Source organism: Dryocola sp. LX212, from assembly GCA_041504365.1.
GTDB lineage: Bacteria > Pseudomonadota > Gammaproteobacteria > Enterobacterales > Enterobacteriaceae > Dryocola.
On sequence record CP167917.1, the window covers coordinates 3,308,610 to 3,329,047 of the forward strand.

Sequence of the window (20,438 nt, forward strand, 5' to 3'; positions counted from 1 at the left end):
TGGTAAAGGATTTAAGAATTGAGCCGATGAAACACCTGTTTACCTCCGCTTAATATTGCGTTAACAGGTCGCCCCGGCGGCTACCGTGAGTTAAGGAGAGAGTATGTTCAGGTCACTGATTCTTGCAGTTGCATTGCTGGCGTCCGCACCGCTGGTCGCGAATGCTGGCGAAATCACCCTGTTGCCATCGGTGAAGTTAAACATCGGCGATCAGGATTATCGCGGTAATTACTGGGACGGCCGCGACTGGCGAGACCGCGATTACTGGCACCGTAACTATGAATGGCGTGATCGTGGCTGGCACCATCACCGCGGCTGGGACCGCGGTCGTAAGAGCTATGAGAAAGGCTATCGCGCAGGCTGGAACGACCGTGACGACCACCGCGGTCGGGGCCATGGGCGCGGACACGGCCATGGGCACCATCATTAAGAGCGTATAAACCTCTCCCCCTCAGGGAGAGGTTTTTTTACAGCCCCAGCAAAGTCCCGACGATAAGCCACAGGTTCAACGCCACCACCACCACCACGATTGCCCATCCCGCCTGCTTCACGATTCGGGTATTCACCAGTTCGCCCATCAGCTTTTTATTGCTGGTAAAGATCAGCAGCGGCACCAGCGCCAGCGCAATCCCGAAGCTCAGCAGCACCTGGCTCATCACCAGAATACGGGTCGGGTCCAGCCCCATCAGGATAACGATAAATGACGGGGCCATAGTCATTGCCCGGCGAACCCACAACGGAATATAAAACCGCACGAACCCTTGCATCACCACCTGCCCCGCCAGCGTCCCCACAACCGTAGACGAAAGGCCCGCCGCGACCAGGCTCAGGCCGAAGATGGTGGCTGCCGCATGGCTGAGCAGCGGTTCCAGCGTCAGATAGGCCTGGTCGAGATCCGCAACGCCGGTATGACCCGAGAAGTGAAACGCCGCCGCAGCCGTTGCCATCATCGCCAGATTCACAAAGCCTGCGATGGTCATGGCAATGGCCACGTCCCATTTGGTTGCTGAATACTTTTCAGCCCGGTTTCCCTCATGAAGGTGCTGAGTCAAGGAGGAGTGCAGATAGATAACGTGCGGCATGATCGTTGCCCCCAGCACGCCCGCGGCCAGGAAAACAGCTTCACTGGTTGGCAGGCTTGGGATGAGCATGCCTTTGCCCAGCTCGATAAATTTCGGCTGCGAGAAGATAAGTTCAACGATGTAGGCGGTGGCCACAAACAGTAATAGCCCGCCGATAACCTTCTCGAGCGGCTTCTGACCGCGCTGCTGGAGCATGAGGATCAGGAAGGTAGCAATGCCGGTCAGCACCGCCCCCTGCAGTAGGGAGACGCCCAGAATGAGCTTGAAACCAATGGCCGCACCGATGAACTCTGCCAGATCCGTCGCCATCGCGATAATTTCTGCCTGGATCCAGTACAGCCAGACAACGGGGCGCGGATAATGGTCACGAATATGTTCGGCGAGATTTTTACCGGTGGCGATGCCGAGCTTAGCGGAGAGCACCTGGATCAGCATTGCCATCAGGTTTGCCCATACCACCACCCACAGCAGCTTATAGCCAAAGCTGGCCCCCGCCTGAATGTTGGTGGCGAAATTGCCCGGATCGATATAGCCAATGGCGGCAATGAACGCAGGTCCCATCAGCGCCAGTCGCAGCCTGCGCGCAGTTTTTCCACTGCTGGTATCAATACGACTGTTGGTCATCTTCTGCCCCTGAGTTATAGCCTTTGCTATGTTTTACGCTATCAAAATGAGGATAATTATCAAGTTCACTTGTAAAGTTTGTCTGAATTGCTCTGATAGCTGAAAATAATGGCGGGAAGTTTCGGGTTGTGGAAAGCTGTTAACGAAAATCGCGGCGGCGACCTGATATGTTAGCGAAGTGTGCGCTGACGCAACTTTTAGCTTCTTTACTTAACATAACAGAAATGTAGGGTTGATCGCTAATTTTGCTATACGTCACATGTCATCACGATAGTGTGCGATTAGTCTCGTTTTCTTATTGCTTGTTTCATAGAATGTGCAACGAAATTCAACCTGCCTCATATTTGGAGCAAATATGTCCCGCGTTCTGCACTTTGTTTTAGCGCTTGCAGTGGTTGCGCTGCTTGCTTTGCTGGTTAGCCCTAACCGCAAGCAAATTCGTATTCGCTTTGTTATTCAATTATTAGTGATTGAAATGATTCTGGCGTGGTTCTTCCTGAACTCCTCAATCGGCCTTGGCTTTGTGCAAGGGTTCTCTGAGATGTTCGAGAAGCTGCTGGCCTTCGCTAATGAAGGGACAAACTTTGTATTCGGTAAGATGAATGACGAAGGACTCGCCTTCTTCTTCCTGAAAGTACTCTGCCCTATCGTCTTTATCTCCGCGCTGATCGGGATTTTGCAGCATATCCGTATTCTGCCGATTGTCATCCGCTTCATCGGTACCCTGCTGTCGAAAGTGAACGGCATGGGCAAGCTGGAATCCTTTAACGCCGTAAGCTCGCTGATTCTGGGACAGTCAGAAAACTTCATCGCCTATAAGGATATCCTCGGCAAGATGTCGCGCAACCGCATGTACACCATGTCGGCGACCGCAATGTCTACCGTCTCCATGTCCATCGTCGGTGCGTACATGACCATGCTTGATCCTAAGTATGTGGTTGCCGCGCTGGTTCTGAACATGTTCAGCACCTTTATCGTACTTTCTCTGATTAACCCTTACCGCGTTGATGAGAGCGAAGAAAACCTGCAGATGTCTAACCTGCACGAAGGTCAAAGCTTCTTCGAAATGCTCGGCGAGTACATCCTGGCTGGCTTTAAAGTAGCGATTATCGTTGCGGCGATGCTGATTGGCTTTATCGCGCTGATCTCCGCACTGAACGCGCTGTTCGCAGCGGTTCTGGGCATCTCCTTCCAGGGCATCCTGGGCTACATCTTCTACCCGATTGCCTGGGTGATGGGTGTACCTGCGCATGAAGCGCTGCAGGTTGGCTCTATCATGGCAACCAAGCTGGTATCTAACGAATTCGTGGCGATGATGGATCTGCAGAAACTTGCCAGCACCCTGTCCCCGCGCGCGGAAGGTATCCTGTCCGTGTTCCTGGTCTCCTTCGCGAACTTCTCTTCCATTGGCATCATCGCCGGTGCGATTAAAGGTCTGAACGAAGAGCAGGGTAACGTGGTTTCCCGCTTTGGTCTGAAACTGGTTTATGGCTCTACGCTGGTGAGCATCCTGTCTGCATCGATTGCAGCGCTGTTCCTGTAGGCGGTCGCCAATTTGTTGGGTGGAAAAGCGTAAGCGTTATTCACTTATGACTGTTGCTATGCCGGATAACGCTACGCTTATCCGGCCTGTGAAAAGAGTTGTCAGCAATATAAACCGGAGCATAAGGCTCCGGTTTTTTTATGCCTGCGAGGCGTCTTCGCCGTCCGCGCAGACCTGGTTTCGCCCGCGCTGCTTGGCGCGATATAGCCTCGAGTCCGCCAGAGACTGGATTTGCTCCAGCGAGTAGTCAGCATGCTCGCTGTGGGCCGCAACGCCAAGCGACGCGGTTGTCGTCAGTTTCATGCCGTTGCCTAGCGTCAGCGGCGAGAATTCAAGATGCTTTTTGATGCGCAGCGCAACGGCTTCCCCGGCTTCGAGATGGGTATCCGGCAGGAAGACGCAGAACTCCTCTCCCCCCAGGCGGCCTAAGATATCTTTGCCGCGAATAGCCCGCTGAATATGTTGGGTGGCGTGCTGAAGGACAGCATCACCAACCCCGTGGCCGTAACGGTCATTCACCTTTTTGAAGTAATCGAGATCGATCTGCACCAGCGTGTAGTCTTTGTACTGCGGATTGAGCTGGGCCGTTGTCTCGAAGAAGCCCCGGCGGTTCAGCGCCCCGGTTAGCTCATCGTGGTGAGCATGCCAGTGCATTTCGCGCTGCATCACGCCCATATTGCGTACCAGCCGGCAAATAACCCGGTGGAATGCCCAAAGCAAAAGCACAAAGATGATCCACATCACCAGCAACAGAACGCTGAAGCGACCGAAGTCCTCGTGCAATCCCTGGCGCAGCGTCTGGGTGCTGATGATAATGCTGTCGGTACCGCCGACGGCACCAAAGGTGACAAACACCTGCCCAAAGCGCAGCGTGCCCCGCGAAGCGTGTTCTAGTTTTTCGCCAATTAAGCGTAGCTGATTCGGCGTGAGTTTGACCTGATTGAGCGCCCCTGCGGGCGTGGTTAGCGGAGTGAGCCGGTTATCAAAAAGCTGGTAGCTGCTTTGCGTCTGTTCGGGAAGCGAGTCATTGAGCAGTTGTTTAACGCTATCGTCGCTTATCGCCACGCCGAGCAGGCCAATCCATTTCCCGTTAAAATCGACAGGCACCGCGCCGTTTACCAGCGTGTCGTGAGTCTCGGCAATATTCTGCCGTGTCCAGAAAGCCTTACGTTTGGGGTTTAAAATCGGTGAGGCAAGGATAAAGGTCCCCTCTTTGCGGCGAGGGTTGTAGCTGCGAACCAGCTGTGAGTTAGTCTCATCAGAAAGCGAAGCGATAAACTCGCCCTTACGGGAAATATAATAGATATCTTCGCGCATCTCTCCGGCGTCGCTTGCCAGGGGGAAGAGATGCTGGATCTTACGCAGCGCATACAGCTCATGCTGAATTAGCGAGGCGCTATTCCGGCTCTTCTCGTCATCGTTTGAAAGCCTGTCGGATATCGGCAGGTTGCTGACAAAAAGTGAAGCTTTACCCTCTTCGTTGCGAATGTCATTAGGTATCCGCACGCTGCCTGGGAAAAGCGGATCGTCCATGGCTTCAATAAAGATACGCTGCAGGTAGCGCAGATTGTCGATTTTGTATTTAGCACGGCTTTCCAGGCGCGCAATCACGCTCTCCAGATGGCTTAGCTGGCTGGTACGGTATCCATGGTTAAACAGCTCTCCCTGCTGCCAGAACAGAAACGTAGTGAGCAGGAAAACGAAAATGAAACACAGATGGATGACACGAAGCGTTTTTACCAGAGGTAAACGGAGACGGTTCGCTGCTGGCATACTGACTACCTACCCTTAAATGTTATATCGCCGTCTGCTGGCTATAAGCAGGATCATGGCCTTGCAGAGGTTCAGGTCTGCCCAGCAAATATCCCTGCAGATACTGAACCCCAAGACCCAGCAGGATGGTTCGCTGTTCGGGGGTTTCCACAAATTCCGCCACGACGCTCAACCCTTTGGCATTTGCCAAATCGCTAATGGACTTCACAATCATGAGATCCAGCGAATTTGAGGCTATATCCTTGATGAAACAGCCATCGATTTTTATGACGTCGGCCTGCATCCGCTTGAGCCGCTCGTAGTTAGCATAGCCTGTGCCAAAGTCGTCAATGGCAATTTTGAAGCCGTTATCCCGCAGCAGCGTAATATTGTGGATGGATGTTTCAGAATTAGAAAACGCCTGCTCCTCGGTAACTTCGATAATGACCGAGCTGGTCGGTACTTTGTTCTGCGCAAACAGAGTCACAATTTGCTGGGCAATATCTTTTTGCATCAGCGTAAAGGGCATCAGATTTACCGAGAACTGCGCGTGTAACGAACCTGTCCCGTGATCGCGCAGATGAGTAATCAGCTTGTTCATCACCAGCATGTCAAACCGTACGCTAAGATTAAATTCCGCAATAATAGGTATGAACTTTTCTGGTGTAATCATCTCACCGTTGAAGAACATGCGGGTCAAAATTTCTTTGTAGCCGTTGCCGTCGCGATCGACGATAGGCTGCGCATACAGCTGAAGCGACTTCTCATCGGCCAGCGTCAGGGCGTGTTTGACTTTATGAAGCAGCAGCACGCGTTCTGTTGTTTCGTCAGAAACGGCCTCCACCTCGGTGTTAAGGCTCAACACTCGATTCACTGAGCAGGCCTGCTCGGCAAGATAGCTTAACTGCCCAAGCGTGCGGTGCAGCTCATCGAAATCGTCGTTCGCGAGGCAATAAGACGCCCCGTACTCAATTTCGAGCATGCTATTATGCCAGCGTATTTTCTTGTTATTGAGCAAATCAACCATGTGATTCAACCGTGCCTGCGCCTCATGTCCCTGAAGGAAAATCAATAGCTCGCAACCCGGCAGCTGGAATATTTGCTCACTCTCGTCAAGCCACGGCTTGAGCTGTTGGGTGATTTCCCGCTTACAGTTTATGCGCATCATCAGGCCATAGTGGCGGCTCAGAAACTCGAGATTCGACATTCTCAGGCAGCATAGGGTGCCGGTTGGGAAGCACTTGAAGTGCTCTTCGAGCGCTCGTAGGTTGGGCAGCTGGGTCAACGGGTCGGTCATCGCCTGCAGCCGGTACACCCTCTTCATCCACTCATTTTTATGGAAAATCATCGTCATGTAGAGCATACAGACGGTGAAGGAAATAATGACCGACAGGATAACCGCCAGCGTAAACCCGGAGTTTACTCCCTGCAGAAAACCGTCGTTATAGGTCAGTAGCAGCCAGGCGGACATTCCCCACAGCAGAGCGATCAGCCTCGGCCCCATGTGGCGAATGCCCAGGGTAAATAAAATAAAAATGAGCGGCACGAGGTAGCCCGCTATCAGCGTCGTTTTATAAGAACAGCACAACAGCAGAAGGAAGCCGCCCCATAAGCCGAGCCAGACAAACGAGTAGAGACGTCTCTGGGGGGCCAGATAACGTAATACGCATCGCCGCCAGAATGCTTGCGCATAATACGGGTTAAGCAGCATACGCAGCGGATAGTAGAACAGCATCGTGAAAATCAGCGACGCCGCAATCAGATTCAGAAGATCCACAACGTGGAAAATTTGCGAGCTGTCCCCAAAGAACCGTGAAATTGACGGAGGGAAAATAATAAAATGCCCGAAGGAAAACATCGTAAATTTAATACAAAACGGAGCGAAAAAACCTAGCCAAAATATTCTCGCCCCCATGCCTTTATTGGTTATAGAAACGCGCCAGCGCTTGCCACCATAATAGCGCGCAATCAGACAGGACAGAAACAAAGGCAACAATAAGCTGACGAGAAAAGAAGCCAGGGCAACAGGCGGGACTTTAAGAATTTGCGAGAAGGCAATATAGGTGCCAATAATTAACGGCAGTACGGCCGCGCGACCAAAAATTAAAATCAATGAAATCATTAAGCTAAGGGGAAGCCAGGCAAGATAGATCTTGTGTCCCGCAAGCAGAGTTTCAGGCGAAATATGACGCGCAAGCGGCATCAGAGCTAAATATAACACCAGTGATATAAAAGACTTTTTCATCAGTTTGTGACAATTCATAAAGGCGGGTGTTAATGATGTGTATTAATTCGACCTGATATATTGATGGCAAGAATACGTTTATTTGCTCCGCAAAGCAAGCCACCCTCTAGTCCAAAAAAACACCTTATGTAAACGACATATATGTATACAAATATACATATATCAATTTATTTTTTTGAAATGAATATCATTAACAGTGTCGAAATAATATATTTTGGGGAGCTCAACACCCTGAAAAGGAAGGTTTTTTCCAGTCCTGAAAGCAAAAACCCCCGCCATAAGGCGAGGGTTTTATATTTTGGTGGAGCTAAGCGGGATCGAACCGCTGACCTCTTGCATGCCATGCAAGCGCTCTCCCAGCTGAGCTATAGCCCCACGAGGGGTTGTCTTAACGGTGCAAATCTTGCTGGAGAAGATTTGGTGGAGCTAAGCGGGATCGAACCGCTGACCTCTTGCATGCCATGCAAGCGCTCTCCCAGCTGAGCTATAGCCCCGAACCGTAAAAACGTGTCGTGTTGACGGGCGGCATCATATGAAACCCAACAAACAGTGTCAACGGCAAATTCTTCATCTGCGATCAATCGCCGAAAAAGCAAACAACTCAGTGAGATCCAGATTGCATATCGGCCCTGCGTAGTTAATCCTGTCACAGTTTCCTGTAAAAGGATCGCATAATATGAACCCTTACTAGCATCTCTTCATTTAAGGAAAGCACTGTGCTCAAAGGACGAATGACACCTGAAGAATTAGCCATCCTTACCGGTTACAGCCGACAGACCATTAATAAATGGGTACGCAAACAAAACTGGACTACCACTCAAAAACCGGGTGTTCAGGGTGGGAAAGCGCGCCTTATCCATATTGACGAGCGTGTGCAGGAGTTTATTAACAGCGCCAGGCGTGCTTCTGACCGTCAGGGAACCTATACCGCTAACGATTCTTCCCTGAATGGTTTACTGCTGAACTCCGTGAAGCAGATGTCGGAAGCCGAGCAGCAGAAATTATCCGCGCTGATTTTACGTGAAGGGATCGCTGGGGTGCTTAAGCGGCTGGGGATTCGGGATAACGAATAAAAAAACCGGCGCACTTTGCCCCGGTTTGTCAATGTAAAGGGTATTTACTGCTGGGCTTCACGCTCGGCAATAAAGCCCAGCGCCTTTTCGATACGCGCGATAGAGCGCGGTTTGCCAATCGCATGCACGGTAACGTCCAGCCCCGGTGACTGGCCTGCACCGGTCACCGCTACGCGTAGCGGCATACCTACTTTACCCATGCCTACTTCCAGCTCGTCTGCCGTTGCCTGAATGGCGTTATGGACGTTTTCCGCCGTCCAGTCGGTAATCGCAGCCAGCTTGTCACGAATCACTTCCAGCGGCTGACGGGCAACCGGACGCAAATGTTTCTTCGCGGCGTCGGCGTCAAACTCGCTGAAATCTTCGTAGAAGTAGCGGCAGGTTTCAGCCATCTCTTTGAGCGTCTTGCAGCGATCGCCCAGCAGTTTCACCAGATCGGCCAGCTCCGGGCCGTTGCGGGTATCAATGTTCTGCTGTTCGATATGCCACTGCAGCTGGGTTGCAACGTATTCCGGCGCCAGATGGTTAATATAATGGTGGTTAAGCCACTGCAGCTTCTCAGTGTTGAATGCACTTGCTGATTTGCTGACGGTTGTCAGATCAAACAGCTTGATCATCTCTTCACGGGAGAAGATTTCCTGATCGCCGTGCGCCCAGCCCAGACGTACGAGGTAGTTCAGCAGCGCTTCCGGCAGGTAGCCATCATCGCGATACTGCATCACGCTTACCGCACCGTGGCGTTTAGACAGTTTTTTGCCGTCATCACCGTTGATCATCGACACGTGGCCGTACAAAGGAACCGGCGCGTTCAGCGCTTTCAGGATGTTGATCTGGCGCGGCGTGTTGTTGATATGGTCTTCGCCACGAATCACGTGCGTGATTTCCATATCCCAATCGTCCACTACCACACAGAAATTGTAGGTCGGTGAACCATCGGTACGGCGAATGATCAGGTCGTCCAGTTCCTGGTTGCTGAATTCGATGGGGCCACGAATCTGATCATCGAAAATAACCGAACCTTCCTGCGGGTTGGCAAAACGCACTACGCACGGCTCATCGGCTTCGTGATGTTCATGCCCGTGGCGGCAGCGGCCGTCGTAACGTGGCTTCTCGCCCTTCTCCATTTGCTCTTCACGCAGCGCATCAAGACGCTCTTTGGAGCAGTAGCACTTATAGGCCGTCCCTGCTTCCAGCATGTCATCGATAACGCTGTTATAACGGTCGAAACGCTTGGTCTGGAAGTACGGGCCTTCATCCCACTCCAGGCTCAACCAGTTCATGCCATCCATGATTGCCTCAATGGCTTCCGGGGTTGAGCGTTCGAGATCGGTATCTTCAATACGCAGCACGAACTCGCCGCCGTGGTTACGAGCAAAAAGCCAGGAATAAAGAGCAGTACGGGCGCCACCGACGTGCAGATAGCCCGTTGGGCTTGGCGCAAAGCGAGTTTTGATTTTCATTGAACGGCCTTAATTACGCAAAATTGCCGGGAACCGGCTGATGCCAGGGAAAAATGGAGTCGCAACATTCTACCACTGTAGGCTGATTCCTCAATGTTGATGCCTTTACTTCCCTGTAAAGGACACATTCTGATGATAAATCAAACGCCAATGAACAAATCGCGATCGCTTTGCCTAAATTTAAGACGAACAAACAAAATCTTTAGAAAAGGCGTTGACTCATTTTCAACTCTCCCTATAATGCGACTCCACACAGCGGGGGTGATTAGCTCAGTTGGTAGAGCACCTCCTTTACACGGAGGGGGTCGGCGGTTCGAGCCCGTCATCACCCACCATTCATTAGTGAGTGAGCCCGCAGTGTGGTAAGAGAATTTAGCGTTGGGTGATTAGCTCAGTTGGTAGAGCACCTCCTTTACACGGAGGGGGTCGGCGGTTCGAGCCCGTCATCACCCACCATCTCTCTTACAGATTTAAGCAGTACCGAAGTTTGGGTGATTAGCTCAGTTGGTAGAGCACCTCCTTTACACGGAGGGGGTCGGCGGTTCGAGCCCGTCATCACCCACCATTCGGGGCGTTAGCTCAGTTGGTAGAGCAGTTGACTTTTAATCAATTGGTCGCAGGTTCGAATCCTGCACGCCCCACCAATGTAGAAAGGCGCCCTAAAGGCGCCTTTTTGCTATGCGCAATTCGTGTAGTCGTAGGGTGGATAAGCGCTAGCGCCATCCACCGACAACACGCAAATGATAGATCACGCCGCCGCTTTCTACCCTACAATTTATCTCCCCTGCATCAATCCTGGTTATCCTCTTCCGGGTCGCTAAACAACGCATCTCCCCTGCGGGCCTCAGTTAACCGCTGCGCCTGCTGATGAATCACCTGCCAGATTGCTTCCGCCGCGCTTGAAAGCGAGCGGTTTTTCCGTCTTACCAGCATAAGTTGGCGATCGACAACCGGCGTCAGCCTCCTGACCGTTAACACACTGCCTTCGGGCAAAGGCAACGCCAGCGCTGGCAGCACGCTTAATCCAATCCCCGCCTCCACCATCGGGAACAGCGTTGCCGGATGGCCTATCTGCTGCACAATGTTCGCTTTGATACCCATTTTTTGCAGCGCATCGTCAATCAGCGGGCGGCTGCCGGAGGCATAATCCTGCAGCACGAGATCCGTCTTCTGCAAAGCTTGCCAGGGCACACAACGTTCGGCGGCTAAAGGGTGATCCGTCCGGCAGAGCAGTAAAAAAGGTTCGGACAGCACGGCTTCGCAGTCCAGATCGCTGGCCTGAATCGGGTCAATCACGATGCCAAAATCCACCTCTCCCTGACGAATACTTTGCAATACCCACTGCTGCGGCCGGTCGTGCAGCACAAAACGTATGGACGGATGCTGTTCGGCCGCCGCTGCAATGCACTGTGGGATCAGATGTGCAGAAATTGTCTGGCTGGCGGCCACGCGTACCGTGCCGCTTAGCTGATGCCCAACGCTTCGCGCATCGAGCAGCGTCGAATTCAGCTCTTCGAGCAGGCGTTCCAGCCTTCCTGCCAGCTGCTGCCCGGCATCGGTCAGAACGACTTCACGGGTGGTGCGGTCCAGCAGCCTCACCCCAATCTCGTTTTCCAGCTCCTTCACGCTGTGGCTCACCGCTGACTGGCTAAGGCCGATGCGCTCACCTGCACGGCTGAAGCTTCCCGCCTGGGCTACCGCAACAAAAATTTTTAACTGGCGCAGGGAATAATTCATATATTTAATTCATCAATTCATTTAATAAATCAATTTTATTTCTTAAACCAGCAAAAGCACAATAGCTGGACTCCAGTTTGAGGATTAACGATGAAACTCTTTCGCGTGCTCGACCCGTTTACACTGACTCTGATCGCTACCGTTCTGCTGGCCTCTTTTTTTCCGGCCCAGGGAAGTTTTGTTGGCTTCTTTGAAGGGCTGACCACCGCCGCCATCGCTCTGCTGTTCTTTATGCATGGCGCCAAGCTATCCCGCGAGGCTATTATTTCCGGCAGCAGCCACTGGCGGCTTCACCTGTGGGTGATGTGCAGCACCTTCGTGCTGTTCCCGGTGCTCGGCGTGCTGTTCGCCTGGTGGGCTCCCGTCAACGTCAGCCCGGAAATTTATACCGGCTTTCTGTATCTGTGTATCCTTCCCGCCACGGTCCAGTCCGCGATTGCATTCACCTCCATTGCGGGGGGGAACGTCGCCGCTGCGGTCTGTTCGGCTTCCGCATCCAGCCTGCTCGGCATTTTCCTTTCACCGCTGCTGGTTGGCATGGTGATGCACGTGCATGGGGCGAGCGGCAGCCTGCAACAGGTTGGCAGCATCATGCTGCAGCTGCTGGTGCCGTTTATCCTCGGCCACCTCTCCCGCCCGTGGATCGGTGCCTGGGTTGCACGCAACAAGAAATGGATTGGCAAAACTGACCAGACGTCCATTCTGCTGGTGGTCTATTCGGCATTCAGCGAGGCGGTAACCCACGGCATCTGGCATAAGGTTGGGGCGGGTTCGCTGCTGTTTATCGTCGTCGTGAGCCTGGTGCTGCTGGGGATTGTGATTGCGGTAAATACGTTTATGGCGCGGCGTCTTGGCTTTAATAAGGCCGATGAGATTACGATTGTTTTCTGCGGGTCGAAGAAGAGCCTCGCCAACGGCATTCCAATGGCCAACATTCTCTTCCCGGTTGCTACCGTGGGGATGATGGTGCTGCCGCTGATGATTTTCCACCAGATACAGCTGATGATCTGTGCGGTTATGGCCCGTCGCTACCAGAGCCAGACGGCAAAAGCGGCGGCCGGGAATACGACCACCGCTAAAAGCTAAGTTCTTTTCAGGGGCTTCACCAGCCCCTCCAGCCCTTCCGTTTTGATGAGCAGCGTCAGCTTCATCAGCTCGCCAAGATGCCCATGAGGAAACTCATCCTTGCGGGCAAACCACAGGAAGTACTCCTCCGGCACGTCAATCAGCACCCGCCCTTTGTATTTGCCGAAGGGCATTTCCGTATTGGCTATCTCGATAAGCTGCTCTTTATCCATCTTACTCACCCAGCAGGCGGATCATTTCCGCTTCGTCGATGACATCAATGCCCAGCTCCTGAGCTTTAACCAGTTTAGAACCCGCTGCTTCACCGGCAATCACCAGATCCGTCTTCTTCGACACGCTGCCTGCCACCTTCGCCCCAAGCGCAACCAGACGAGCTTTGGCATCGTCACGGGACATGATGCTCAGCGATCCGGTCAGCACAACGGTTTTGCCCGCAAACGGGCTGTCGATCTCTTCAGCTTTGATGACAACGGGCGCAGGCCAGTGGACGCCAGCAACTTCGGTCAACTGGCGGATAACGTCCCGGTTGCTCTCTTCGGCAAAGAAGTTAAAGACGTGCGTAGCGACAACGATGCCCACGTCCGGCACCTTCTGCAGCTCTTCGATGGAGGCCGCGGCCAGCGCCTCAAGAGTGCCGAAATAAGCAGCAAGACCAGCGGCTGTCGCTTCACCCACTTCACGGATGCCCAGGGCATAGAGGAAGCGGGCAAAGGTGGTTTCTTTAGCCTTCGCCAGCGCATCCACCACGTTTTGCGCGGACTTTGGTCCCATACGGTCCAGCCCGGTGAGCTTGCCCGCCGTCAGTTCGAACAGATCGGCTGGCGTGTGGACGTACTCTTTTTCTACCAGCTGGTCGATGATTTTGTCGCCCATACCGTCAACGTCCAGCGCGCGGCGGGAAACGAAGTGCTTAAGGGATTCTTTGCGCTGTGCGCCGCAAATCAGGCCCCCCGTACAGCGCGTTACCGCCTCACCTTCTACGCGCTCTACGTCTGAGCCGCACACCGGGCAATGCGTCGGGAAAACGATCTCCCTGGTGTTTTCCGGGCGCTCTGAATCCACCACGCCAACCACCTGCGGGATGACATCGCCTGCACGACGGATCACTACGCGATCGCCGATGCGAAGGCCCAACCTGTCGATTTCATCCGCATTGTGTAAGGTTGCGTTACTGACGAGTACGCCGGCAACCTGTACCGGTTCGAGACGAGCTACGGGGGTGATTGCGCCTGTACGCCCAACCTGGAACTCCACGTCGCGTACGAAAGTCATCTGTTCCTGAGCCGGGAATTTAAAGGCTACCGCCCAACGAGGCGCGCGGGCGACAAACCCTAGCGTCTCCTGTAGGGCAAGCGAGTCGACTTTAATCACCACGCCGTCAATATCGAAGCCAAGCTTCGGACGGTCCGCCTCTACCTGATGGTAAAACGCCAGCACTTCTTCCGGCGTGCTGCACAGGCGGATTCGGTCGCTCACCGGCAGTCCCCACGCCTTAAACTGCTGTAGCCGCGCCATATGGCTGGCGGGCAGTTCGCCCCCTTCCAGCAGGCCGACGCCGTAGCAGAAGAACGTAAGAGGACGTTTCGCAGTGATGCGCGGATCGAGCTGGCGTAACGATCCCGCAGCAGCGTTGCGTGGGTTGGCAAAGATCTTCCCGCCAGTACGGCGAGCATCTTCATTGATCTTCTCGAAGCCTGCCTGTGGGAGGAAAACCTCACCACGGACTTCAACGCGGCGAGGAATATTCTCCCCGTGCAGCTTCAGGGGAATAGAGCGGATTGTTCGCACGTTAGCGGTAATATTTTCACCCGTGGTGCCGTCCCCTCGGGTTGCCGCACGGACCAGAACACCCTCTTCATACAATAAACTGACCGCCAGGCCATCCAGCTTCAGTTCGCAGCAGAACGTCAGGGCATCAGTGCTTTTCAGCCTGTCCTGCACACGCTTGTTGAACGCCAGATAGCTCGCTTCATCAAAGACGTTATCAAGGGATAACATCGGTACTTCGTGGCGCACCTGAGTGAACACGCTAAGCGGCGCTGCACCGACACGCTGAGTTGGTGAGTCCGGGGTAATTAACTCCGGATGCGCCTCTTCGATTGCCCGCAGCTCGCCCATCAGGCGGTCATACTCCGCGTCAGGAATTTCAGGGCTGTCCTGCACGTGATAGAGGAATTCATGATGGCGAAGCGTGGTTCGCAGTTCAGTGAGTTGTTGTTCGAGAGTGTCCATATCGCACCATCAATAGAAAAAACCCCCGACAGGCGGGGGTTTAGGGGAAACTGTCCGGCAGAGGATCAGGCGTTAGCCTCAACAACCTCGCGGATTCTGTCCTGATACTCGCGCATTTTTTGCGGCGTCATCATGCGGCGCTGGTCGTCAAGCACCACGCCACCCACTTCATCTGCAATATGCTGCGCGGACTGCAGCATCAGCTTAAAGTTTTGATGCGGGTCGCCATAGGAAGGCACCTGCATAAAGATTGTCACGCCCGGCGTTGCAAAGCTGGCCATGTTTTCCGGATCGAATGAGCCAGGCTTCACCATATTCGCAAGGCTGAAGAGCACGGGACCGCTGCCGTCAGGGCTGAGATGGCGATGGAAAATGTTCATTTCACCAAAGATAAAGCCCGCCTGCTGAATGCTGTTGAGCAACACATCACCGTTAATGGTGCTGCCAGCGTGAGCAGAGACGTTCATAACGATAACGGTCTCTTTCGGCGCCTGACGAACAGGTGCCGCTGGCTCTGGCACAGGTTGATGGACAACCGGCGCTGGCTGCTGAACCGGCTGCACATTTACCGGCTGCTGAGGTTCAGGCTGACGAATCGGCGCTGGCTGTTGAACAGGCTCAACTGGCTGTACAACCGCAGGCTGCACGCCAGGCTGCTGGCGCGGCATCTCAGGAACAGGCTGATGCTGTGGCTGCTGCACTGGCGCAGCACGGCGAGGTTCAGCCGAAGCGTAAGGTGGCTCATATTGATGTTGTGGCGTTTGTGGCTGACGAGGCGTTTCCGGCTCGCGGGACACAGGTTCCTGCGCAGGGGCAACCCTACGCACGCGCACTTCGCCTACTCCTTCACCTTCTTCATCGTCGGCGTCATCTTCTGCTTCGTAATCGTCACGTTTAGACTTCATACGCTTCAACGGGCGATCGCGGAAAACGGAAGAACGCTCCTTACGGCTGGTCCAAAGGCCATGTACCAGTAAGGCGATTATGGCGATCGCGCCAACAATGATTAATATCAGACGCAAATCCTGCATCATTATATTCTCTGTTGTTCTAACACCTTGCCAACGCGGCAAACATTTACTCACTAAGAGTATTTGCCCATCCGCTTAAGTGCAAGTACGTGCACGGTTTTCTCAGCATAAAGATGGGCTATTAATGGTTTTTTGCTGATTTTTCGACCATTTCTTAATACGTTTTTGCCAGCCAGCTCGGTTATGATGGGCGCGCCTGTCACTGAACCGACGTAAAGGAGTCTACTAAGTCTATGGTTTCAACTTCAGCAACCGCCCCGAAAAGCGGCGTTCACTATTTTTCCCAGGGCTGGAAGCTGGTTCGTGAACCCGGCATCAAGCGCTATGTGGTTTTACCGCTGCTGGTAAATATCTTGTTGATGGGTGGCGCATTTTGGTGGCTGTTCACCCGCCTTGATGAGTGGATCCCGGCAATGCTTTCGTATGTGCCGGACTGGCTACAGTGGCTGAGCTATCTTATCTGGCCGCTGGCGGTCATTTCGCTGCTGCTGGTCTTTGGCTACTTCTTCTCTACCCTGGCGAACTGGATAGCCGCGCCGTTTAACGGCCTGCTGGCAGAACAGTTAGAAGCACGCTTAACTGGCGCAACGCCTCCTGATACCGGAGTCTATGGCGTAATGAAAGATGTGCCGCGCATTATGAAGAGAGAGTGGCAGAAACTGGCCTGGTATCTTCCGCGCGCGGTAGTGCTGCTGATTCTCTATTTTATTCCTGGTATTGGGCAGACTGTCGCGCCCGTGTTGTGGTTCTTGTTCAGCGCATGGATGCTGGCAATTCAGTACTGTGATTACCCTTTCGATAACCATAAGGTGCCGTTTCGCGACATGCGCGTCGCCCTGCGTAACAAAAAGGTAACCAATATGCAGTTTGGCTCGCTGGTTAGCCTGTTCACCCTGATCCCCTTCCTGAATCTGGTAATTATGCCGGTAGCCGTGTGTGGCGCTACCGCAATGTGGGTTGACTGCTACCGTTCAAAACACGCGATGTGGAAGTAACGCATTCAGGAGCGGCATATGTCGCTCCTTATTCCTTCTTGCAATCCCTTATTTCCCTTCTACATATAGATATACGATTTCTTTACTTCCCCATAACGCCGGAGCAGGTATGCTGGTGAGGTTTCCCAAATTTCATACAGTTAAGGACGGGCTATGAGCAAGATCTACGAAGACAACTCTCTGACAATCGGTCATACGCCGCTGGTTCGACTGAACCGCATCGGTAACGGACGCATTCTGGCGAAGGTCGAGTCGCGCAACCCAAGCTTCAGCGTCAAGTGCCGTATCGGTGCCAATATGATTTGGGATGCCGAAAAACGCGGCGTGCTCAAGCCGGGCATTGAGCTGGTTGAGCCGACAAGCGGCAATACAGGTATTGCTCTGGCTTACGTTGCCGCCGCACGTGGCTATAAGCTGACGCTGACCATGCCTGAAACGATGAGCGTCGAGCGCCGCAAGCTGCTTAAAGCACTCGGCGCAAACTTAGTGCTGACCGAAGGCGCTAAAGGCATGAAAGGCGCAATCCAGAAAGCTGAAGAGATTGTGGCGAGCGACCCGAACAAGTATTTACTGCTTCAACAGTTCAGCAACCCGGCAAACCCGGAAATTCACGAGAAAACCACCGGCCCGGAAATCTGGGAAGACACGGATGGAGAAGTTGACGTATTTATCGCGGGCGTCGGGACAGGCGGTACGCTGACCGGCGTGAGCCGTTACATTAAAAATACCAAAGGCAAAACGGGGCTTATCAGCGTTGCCGTAGAACCAACGGATTCCCCGGTTATCGCTCAGGCGCTGGCAGGCGAAGAGTTGAAACCTGGTCCGCATAAAATCCAGGGCATCGGCGCCGGTTTCATTCCAGGAAACCTGGATCTGAAGCTGATCGACAAGGTTGTCGCCATCTCCAACGAAGAGGCAATTTCCACCGCTCGCCGACTGATGGAAGAAGAAGGCATTCTTGCCGGGATCTCTTCCGGAGCGGCCGTGGCTGCTGCGTTAAAACTTCAGGAAGATGAAGCCTTTACCAACAAAAATATTGTGGTTATCCTACCTTCTTCCGGGGAACGGTATCTCAGTACGGCGTTATTTGCGGATCTTTTCACTGAAAAAGAACTGCAACAGTGATGCCAGCTTGTTAAAACTGACGAAAAAAGCACCCATAAGGGTGCTTTTTTGTGGCATTCGTCAAAGTTTTACCCTCCTCAGGATTGCTTCACCCTGTCAGAACTGGTATTTAAGCAGCAAATTATTTTGATGCGCGAAATTAATCGCTGTGGAATATAGCGCTGCTGAATCGATTTTACGATTTGGTTTAAGCCTGATTTTCACTGCATAATGGTTAAGGACGAGCGAGACGCGAGCGGCCTGGCAACAAGCCATAGCACTTTTCGTGATTCTTGATGCATCCTGTGTCGCATAGAGTTAACGCCGACGCTAACTATACAGGCTAAAGTGAAGCCACCAGGCTAGACTTTAGTTCCACAACACTAAACCTATAAGTTGGGGAAATACAATGTTCCAGCAAGAAGTTACCATTACCGCTCCTAACGGTCTGCACACCCGCCCTGCTGCCCAGTTTGTTAAAGAAGCTAAAGGCTTCACCTCTGAGATCACTGTGACCTCCAACGGCAAAAGCGCAAGTGCTAAAAGCCTGTTTAAACTGCAAACGCTGGGCCTGACTCAGGGTACTGTTGTGACCATCTCTGCTGAAGGCGAAGATGATCAGAAAGCGGTTGAGCATTTAGTAAAACTGATGGCTGAACTCGAGTAAGTTCTGGGTTCTTCGTAAAAATCAGTCACAAGTAAGGTAGGGTTATGATTTCAGGCATTTTAGCATCCCCGGGTATCGCTTTCGGCAAGGCACTTTTGCTGAAGGAAGATGAAATTGTCATCGACCGGAAGAAAATTTCTGCCGACAAAGTTGAGCAGGAAGTTGAACGTTTTCTGAGCGGACGAGCGAAAGCCTCTGCGCAGTTAGAAACGATCAAAATTAAAGCTGGCGAGACCTTCGGTGAAGAAAAGGAAGCGATCTTCGAAGGCCACATTATGTTGCTGGAGGATGAAGAGCTTGAGCAGGAGATCATAGCCCTGATCAAAGATAAGTTAGTTACTGCAGACGCAGCGGCTCACGAAATCATTGAAGGCCAGGCTACCGCTCTGGAAGAGCTGGATGATGAATACCTGAAAGAGCGTGCGGCCGACGTACGCGATATTGGTAAGCGTCTGCTCCAGAATATCCTGGGTCTGGCTATTGTCGATCTGAGCGCTATTCAGGACGAAGTTATCCTGGTGGCTAAAGATTTGACGCCATCTGAAACCGCACAGCTTAACCTGCAAAAGGTGCTGGGTTTCATCACCGACATCGGTGGCCGTACCTCCCACACCTCTATCATGGCGCGTTCCCTGGAGCTGCCTGCGATTGTGGGCACCGGTAGCGTCACGAATGAAGTGAAAAACGACGACTATCTGATCCTCGACGCGGTTAACAACAAAGTTTACGTTAACCCGACTAACGAAGAGATCGAGTCCCTGCGCGCTGTACAGCAGCAGGTTGCCTCAGAGAAAGCTGAACTGGCAAAACTGAAAGATCTGCCGGCTATCACGCTCGATGGCCATCAGGTAGAAGTTTGCGCCAACATCGGTACCGTTCGTGACATCGACGGTGCAGAGCGCAACGGCGCTGAAGGTGTTGGTTTGTACCGTACCGAATTCCTGTTCATGGACCGCGACTCTCTGCCTACTGAAGAAGAGCAGTTCGCCGCGTACAAAGCTGTTGCTGAAGCCTGTGGCTCGCAAGCGGTTATCGTACGGACCATGGATATCGGTGGCGATAAAGAGCTGCCGTACATGAACTTCCCGAAAGAAGAGAACCCGTTCCTGGGCTGGCGCGCAATTCGTATCGCCATGGATCGCAAAGAGATCCTGCACGCTCAGGTTCGCGCTATTCTGCGTGCTTCCGCTTTCGGCAAATTACGTATCATGTTCCCAATGATCATCTCCGTTGAAGAAGTGCGCGCACTGAAAGCAGAGATCGAAATCATGAAGGCGCAGCTGCGTGAAGAAGGCAAAGCGTTCGACGAAACTATCGAAATCGGCGTCATGGTTGAGACCCCGGCTGCAGCCACTATCGCTCGCCACCTGGCCAAAGAAGTCGACTTCTTTAGTATCGGCACCAACGATTTAACTCAGTACACCCTGGCCGTTGACCGTGGTAATGATATGATCTCGCATCTGTATCAACCAATGTCACCGTCCGTACTGACTCTGATTAAGCAAGTTATTGATGCTTCTCATGCTGAAGGTAAATGGACCGGAATGTGTGGTGAGCTTGCAGGCGACGAACGTGCTACACTTCTGTTGCTGGGGATGGGTCTGGACGAATTCAGTATGAGCGCCATCTCAATCCCGCGCATTAAGAAGATTATCCGTAACACGAACTTCGAAGATGCGAAGGTGTTAGCAGAGCAGGCTCTTGCTCAACCGACAACGGACGAGTTAATGACGCTGGTTAACAAGTTCATTGAAGAAAAAACAATCTGCTAATCCACCGGATGCGGCCCAATTTACTGCTTAGGAGA

16 protein-coding genes and 6 tRNA genes are annotated in these 20,438 nt (G+C 52.8%); 12 read left to right on the forward strand and 10 right to left on the reverse strand.

The features are described 5' to 3' along the window. The first annotated feature begins 103 nt into the window (after window positions 1–103). A complete protein-coding gene (locus ACA108_16000) occupies window positions 104–430 on the forward strand; it encodes a DUF2502 domain-containing protein (protein ID XEX94866.1) in 327 nt (108 codons plus the stop codon). 37 nt (window positions 431–467) lie between these two features. On the opposite strand, the gene ACA108_16005 is transcribed toward ACA108_16000, so the two are convergent. Continuing rightward, window positions 468–1,706 carry an Nramp family divalent metal transporter gene (locus tag ACA108_16005; protein ID XEX94867.1) on the reverse strand — a complete coding sequence of 413 codons (1,239 nt, stop codon included), beginning with the start codon at window positions 1,704–1,706 and terminating at the stop codon, window positions 468–470. A 355-nt stretch (window positions 1,707–2,061) separates the two neighbouring features. Between ACA108_16005 and ACA108_16010 the strand changes: the two genes are divergently transcribed. Beyond that, entirely contained in the window at window positions 2,062–3,249 is a 1,188-nt protein-coding gene (locus ACA108_16010) for a NupC/NupG family nucleoside CNT transporter (GenBank protein ID XEX94868.1), read from the forward strand. 138 nt (window positions 3,250–3,387) lie between these two features. Here the strand turns inward: ACA108_16010 and ACA108_16015 are convergent, their stop codons facing one another. From ACA108_16015 to ACA108_16030, 4 genes are all read right to left on the reverse strand, one after another. Beyond that, window positions 3,388–5,022 carry a diguanylate cyclase gene (locus ACA108_16015; GenBank protein ID XEX94869.1) on the reverse strand — a complete coding sequence of 545 codons (1,635 nt, stop codon included), beginning with the start codon at window positions 5,020–5,022 and terminating at the stop codon, window positions 3,388–3,390. A 22-nt stretch (window positions 5,023–5,044) separates the two neighbouring features. Beyond that, window positions 5,045–7,264 (reverse strand): EAL domain-containing protein, encoded by a 2,220-nt coding sequence (locus ACA108_16020; protein ID XEX94870.1) that lies wholly within the window; start codon window positions 7,262–7,264, stop codon window positions 5,045–5,047. Between the two features lie 281 nt (window positions 7,265–7,545). Then, a tRNA-Ala gene (locus tag ACA108_16025) sits at window positions 7,546–7,621 on the reverse strand. Between the two features lie 43 nt (window positions 7,622–7,664). Continuing rightward, window positions 7,665–7,740, reverse strand: a tRNA-Ala gene (locus ACA108_16030). Between the two features lie 222 nt (window positions 7,741–7,962). On the opposite strand from ACA108_16030, the gene ACA108_16035 reads away from it, so the two are divergent. Then, complete coding sequence (locus tag ACA108_16035) at window positions 7,963–8,319, forward strand: YfeC-like transcriptional regulator (protein ID XEX94871.1); 357 nt, start codon at window positions 7,963–7,965, stop codon at window positions 8,317–8,319. A 44-nt stretch (window positions 8,320–8,363) separates the two neighbouring features. Here ACA108_16035 and gltX read toward each other — a convergent pair whose 3' ends face one another. Next, window positions 8,364–9,779: a glutamate--tRNA ligase gene (gene gltX / locus ACA108_16040; GenBank protein XEX94872.1), complete on the reverse strand. Its 1,416-nt coding sequence runs from the start codon at window positions 9,777–9,779 to the stop codon at window positions 8,364–8,366. A 259-nt stretch (window positions 9,780–10,038) separates the two neighbouring features. On the opposite strand from gltX, the gene ACA108_16045 reads away from it, so the two are divergent. From ACA108_16045 to ACA108_16060, 4 genes are all read left to right on the forward strand, one after another. Continuing rightward, window positions 10,039–10,114: transfer RNA gene (locus ACA108_16045), tRNA-Val, on the forward strand. Window positions 10,115–10,159: 45 nt separating this feature from the next. After that, a tRNA-Val gene (locus tag ACA108_16050) sits at window positions 10,160–10,235 on the forward strand. Window positions 10,236–10,268: 33 nt separating this feature from the next. Next, a tRNA-Val gene (locus ACA108_16055) sits at window positions 10,269–10,344 on the forward strand. A gap of 3 nt (window positions 10,345–10,347) precedes the next feature. Next, window positions 10,348–10,423: transfer RNA gene (locus ACA108_16060), tRNA-Lys, on the forward strand. 145 nt (window positions 10,424–10,568) lie between these two features. Here the strand turns inward: ACA108_16060 and ACA108_16065 are convergent. After that, window positions 10,569–11,516: a LysR family transcriptional regulator gene (locus ACA108_16065; GenBank protein XEX94873.1), complete on the reverse strand. Its 948-nt coding sequence runs from the start codon at window positions 11,514–11,516 to the stop codon at window positions 10,569–10,571. A 90-nt stretch (window positions 11,517–11,606) separates the two neighbouring features. Here ACA108_16065 and ACA108_16070 point away from each other — a divergent pair, with 90 nt between their 5' ends. Beyond that, window positions 11,607–12,602 carry a bile acid:sodium symporter family protein gene (locus ACA108_16070; protein XEX94874.1) on the forward strand — a complete coding sequence of 332 codons (996 nt, stop codon included), beginning with the start codon at window positions 11,607–11,609 and terminating at the stop codon, window positions 12,600–12,602. Here the strand turns inward: ACA108_16070 and ACA108_16075 are convergent. The 3 genes from ACA108_16075 to zipA all read right to left on the reverse strand — a co-directional run bounded on the left by ACA108_16075 (window position 12,599) and on the right by zipA (window position 15,868). After that, on the reverse strand, window positions 12,599–12,814 hold the full coding sequence (locus ACA108_16075) for a DUF3820 family protein (GenBank protein XEX94875.1): 216 nt from the start codon (window positions 12,812–12,814) through the stop codon (window positions 12,599–12,601). The genes ACA108_16070 and ACA108_16075 overlap by 4 nt on opposite strands. Window position 12,815: 1 nt before the next feature. After that, on the reverse strand, window positions 12,816–14,834 hold the full coding sequence (gene ligA, locus ACA108_16080; GenBank protein XEX94876.1) for an NAD-dependent DNA ligase LigA: 2,019 nt from the start codon (window positions 14,832–14,834) through the stop codon (window positions 12,816–12,818). Window positions 14,835–14,899: 65 nt separating this feature from the next. Further along, complete coding sequence (zipA, locus tag ACA108_16085; protein ID XEX94877.1) at window positions 14,900–15,868, reverse strand: cell division protein ZipA; 969 nt, start codon at window positions 15,866–15,868, stop codon at window positions 14,900–14,902. 230 nt (window positions 15,869–16,098) lie between these two features. On the opposite strand from zipA, the gene cysZ reads away from it, so the two are divergent. From cysZ to ptsI, 4 genes are all read left to right on the forward strand, one after another. Continuing rightward, window positions 16,099–16,860, forward strand: a complete 762-nt coding sequence (gene cysZ, locus ACA108_16090) for a sulfate transporter CysZ (protein XEX94878.1) — start codon at window positions 16,099–16,101, stop codon at window positions 16,858–16,860. Window positions 16,861–17,013: 153 nt separating this feature from the next. Then, window positions 17,014–17,985: a cysteine synthase A gene (gene cysK, locus ACA108_16095; GenBank protein ID XEX94879.1), complete on the forward strand. Its 972-nt coding sequence runs from the start codon at window positions 17,014–17,016 to the stop codon at window positions 17,983–17,985. A 388-nt stretch (window positions 17,986–18,373) separates the two neighbouring features. Further along, window positions 18,374–18,631 (forward strand): phosphocarrier protein Hpr, encoded by a 258-nt coding sequence (ptsH, locus tag ACA108_16100; protein ID XEX94880.1) that lies wholly within the window; start codon window positions 18,374–18,376, stop codon window positions 18,629–18,631. A 44-nt stretch (window positions 18,632–18,675) separates the two neighbouring features. Beyond that, window positions 18,676–20,403, forward strand: coding sequence for a phosphoenolpyruvate-protein phosphotransferase PtsI (gene ptsI / locus ACA108_16105; GenBank protein XEX94881.1), 1,728 nt, complete (start codon window positions 18,676–18,678; stop codon window positions 20,401–20,403). The last annotated feature ends 35 nt before the right edge of the window (window positions 20,404–20,438 follow it).

Bases quoted from the DNA above. Each gene is read 5' to 3' on its own strand.
- ptsI (XEX94881.1), top strand. From the start codon at position 18,676: ATGATTTCAGGCATTTTAGCATCCCCGGGTATCGCTTTCGGCAAGGCA.
- zipA (XEX94877.1), bottom strand. From the start codon at position 15,868: ATGATGCAGGATTTGCGTCTGATATTAATCATTGTTGGCGCGATCGCC.
- ACA108_16070 (XEX94874.1), top strand. From the start codon at position 11,607: ATGAAACTCTTTCGCGTGCTCGACCCGTTTACACTGACTCTGATCGCT.
- ACA108_16000 (XEX94866.1), top strand. From the start codon at position 104: ATGTTCAGGTCACTGATTCTTGCAGTTGCATTGCTGGCGTCCGCACCG.
- ACA108_16020 (XEX94870.1), bottom strand. From the start codon at position 7,264: ATGAATTGTCACAAACTGATGAAAAAGTCTTTTATATCACTGGTGTTA.
- ACA108_16065 (XEX94873.1), bottom strand. From the start codon at position 11,516: ATGAATTATTCCCTGCGCCAGTTAAAAATTTTTGTTGCGGTAGCCCAG.
- cysK (XEX94879.1), top strand. From the start codon at position 17,014: ATGAGCAAGATCTACGAAGACAACTCTCTGACAATCGGTCATACGCCG.
- ACA108_16005 (XEX94867.1), bottom strand. From the start codon at position 1,706: ATGACCAACAGTCGTATTGATACCAGCAGTGGAAAAACTGCGCGCAGG.
- ACA108_16075 (XEX94875.1), bottom strand. From the start codon at position 12,814: ATGGATAAAGAGCAGCTTATCGAGATAGCCAATACGGAAATGCCCTTC.
- gltX (XEX94872.1), bottom strand. From the start codon at position 9,779: ATGAAAATCAAAACTCGCTTTGCGCCAAGCCCAACGGGCTATCTGCAC.
- ACA108_16010 (XEX94868.1), top strand. From the start codon at position 2,062: ATGTCCCGCGTTCTGCACTTTGTTTTAGCGCTTGCAGTGGTTGCGCTG.
- ligA (XEX94876.1), bottom strand. From the start codon at position 14,834: ATGGACACTCTCGAACAACAACTCACTGAACTGCGAACCACGCTTCGC.
- cysZ (XEX94878.1), top strand. From the start codon at position 16,099: ATGGTTTCAACTTCAGCAACCGCCCCGAAAAGCGGCGTTCACTATTTT.
- ptsH (XEX94880.1), top strand. From the start codon at position 18,374: ATGTTCCAGCAAGAAGTTACCATTACCGCTCCTAACGGTCTGCACACC.
- ACA108_16015 (XEX94869.1), bottom strand. From the start codon at position 5,022: ATGCCAGCAGCGAACCGTCTCCGTTTACCTCTGGTAAAAACGCTTCGT.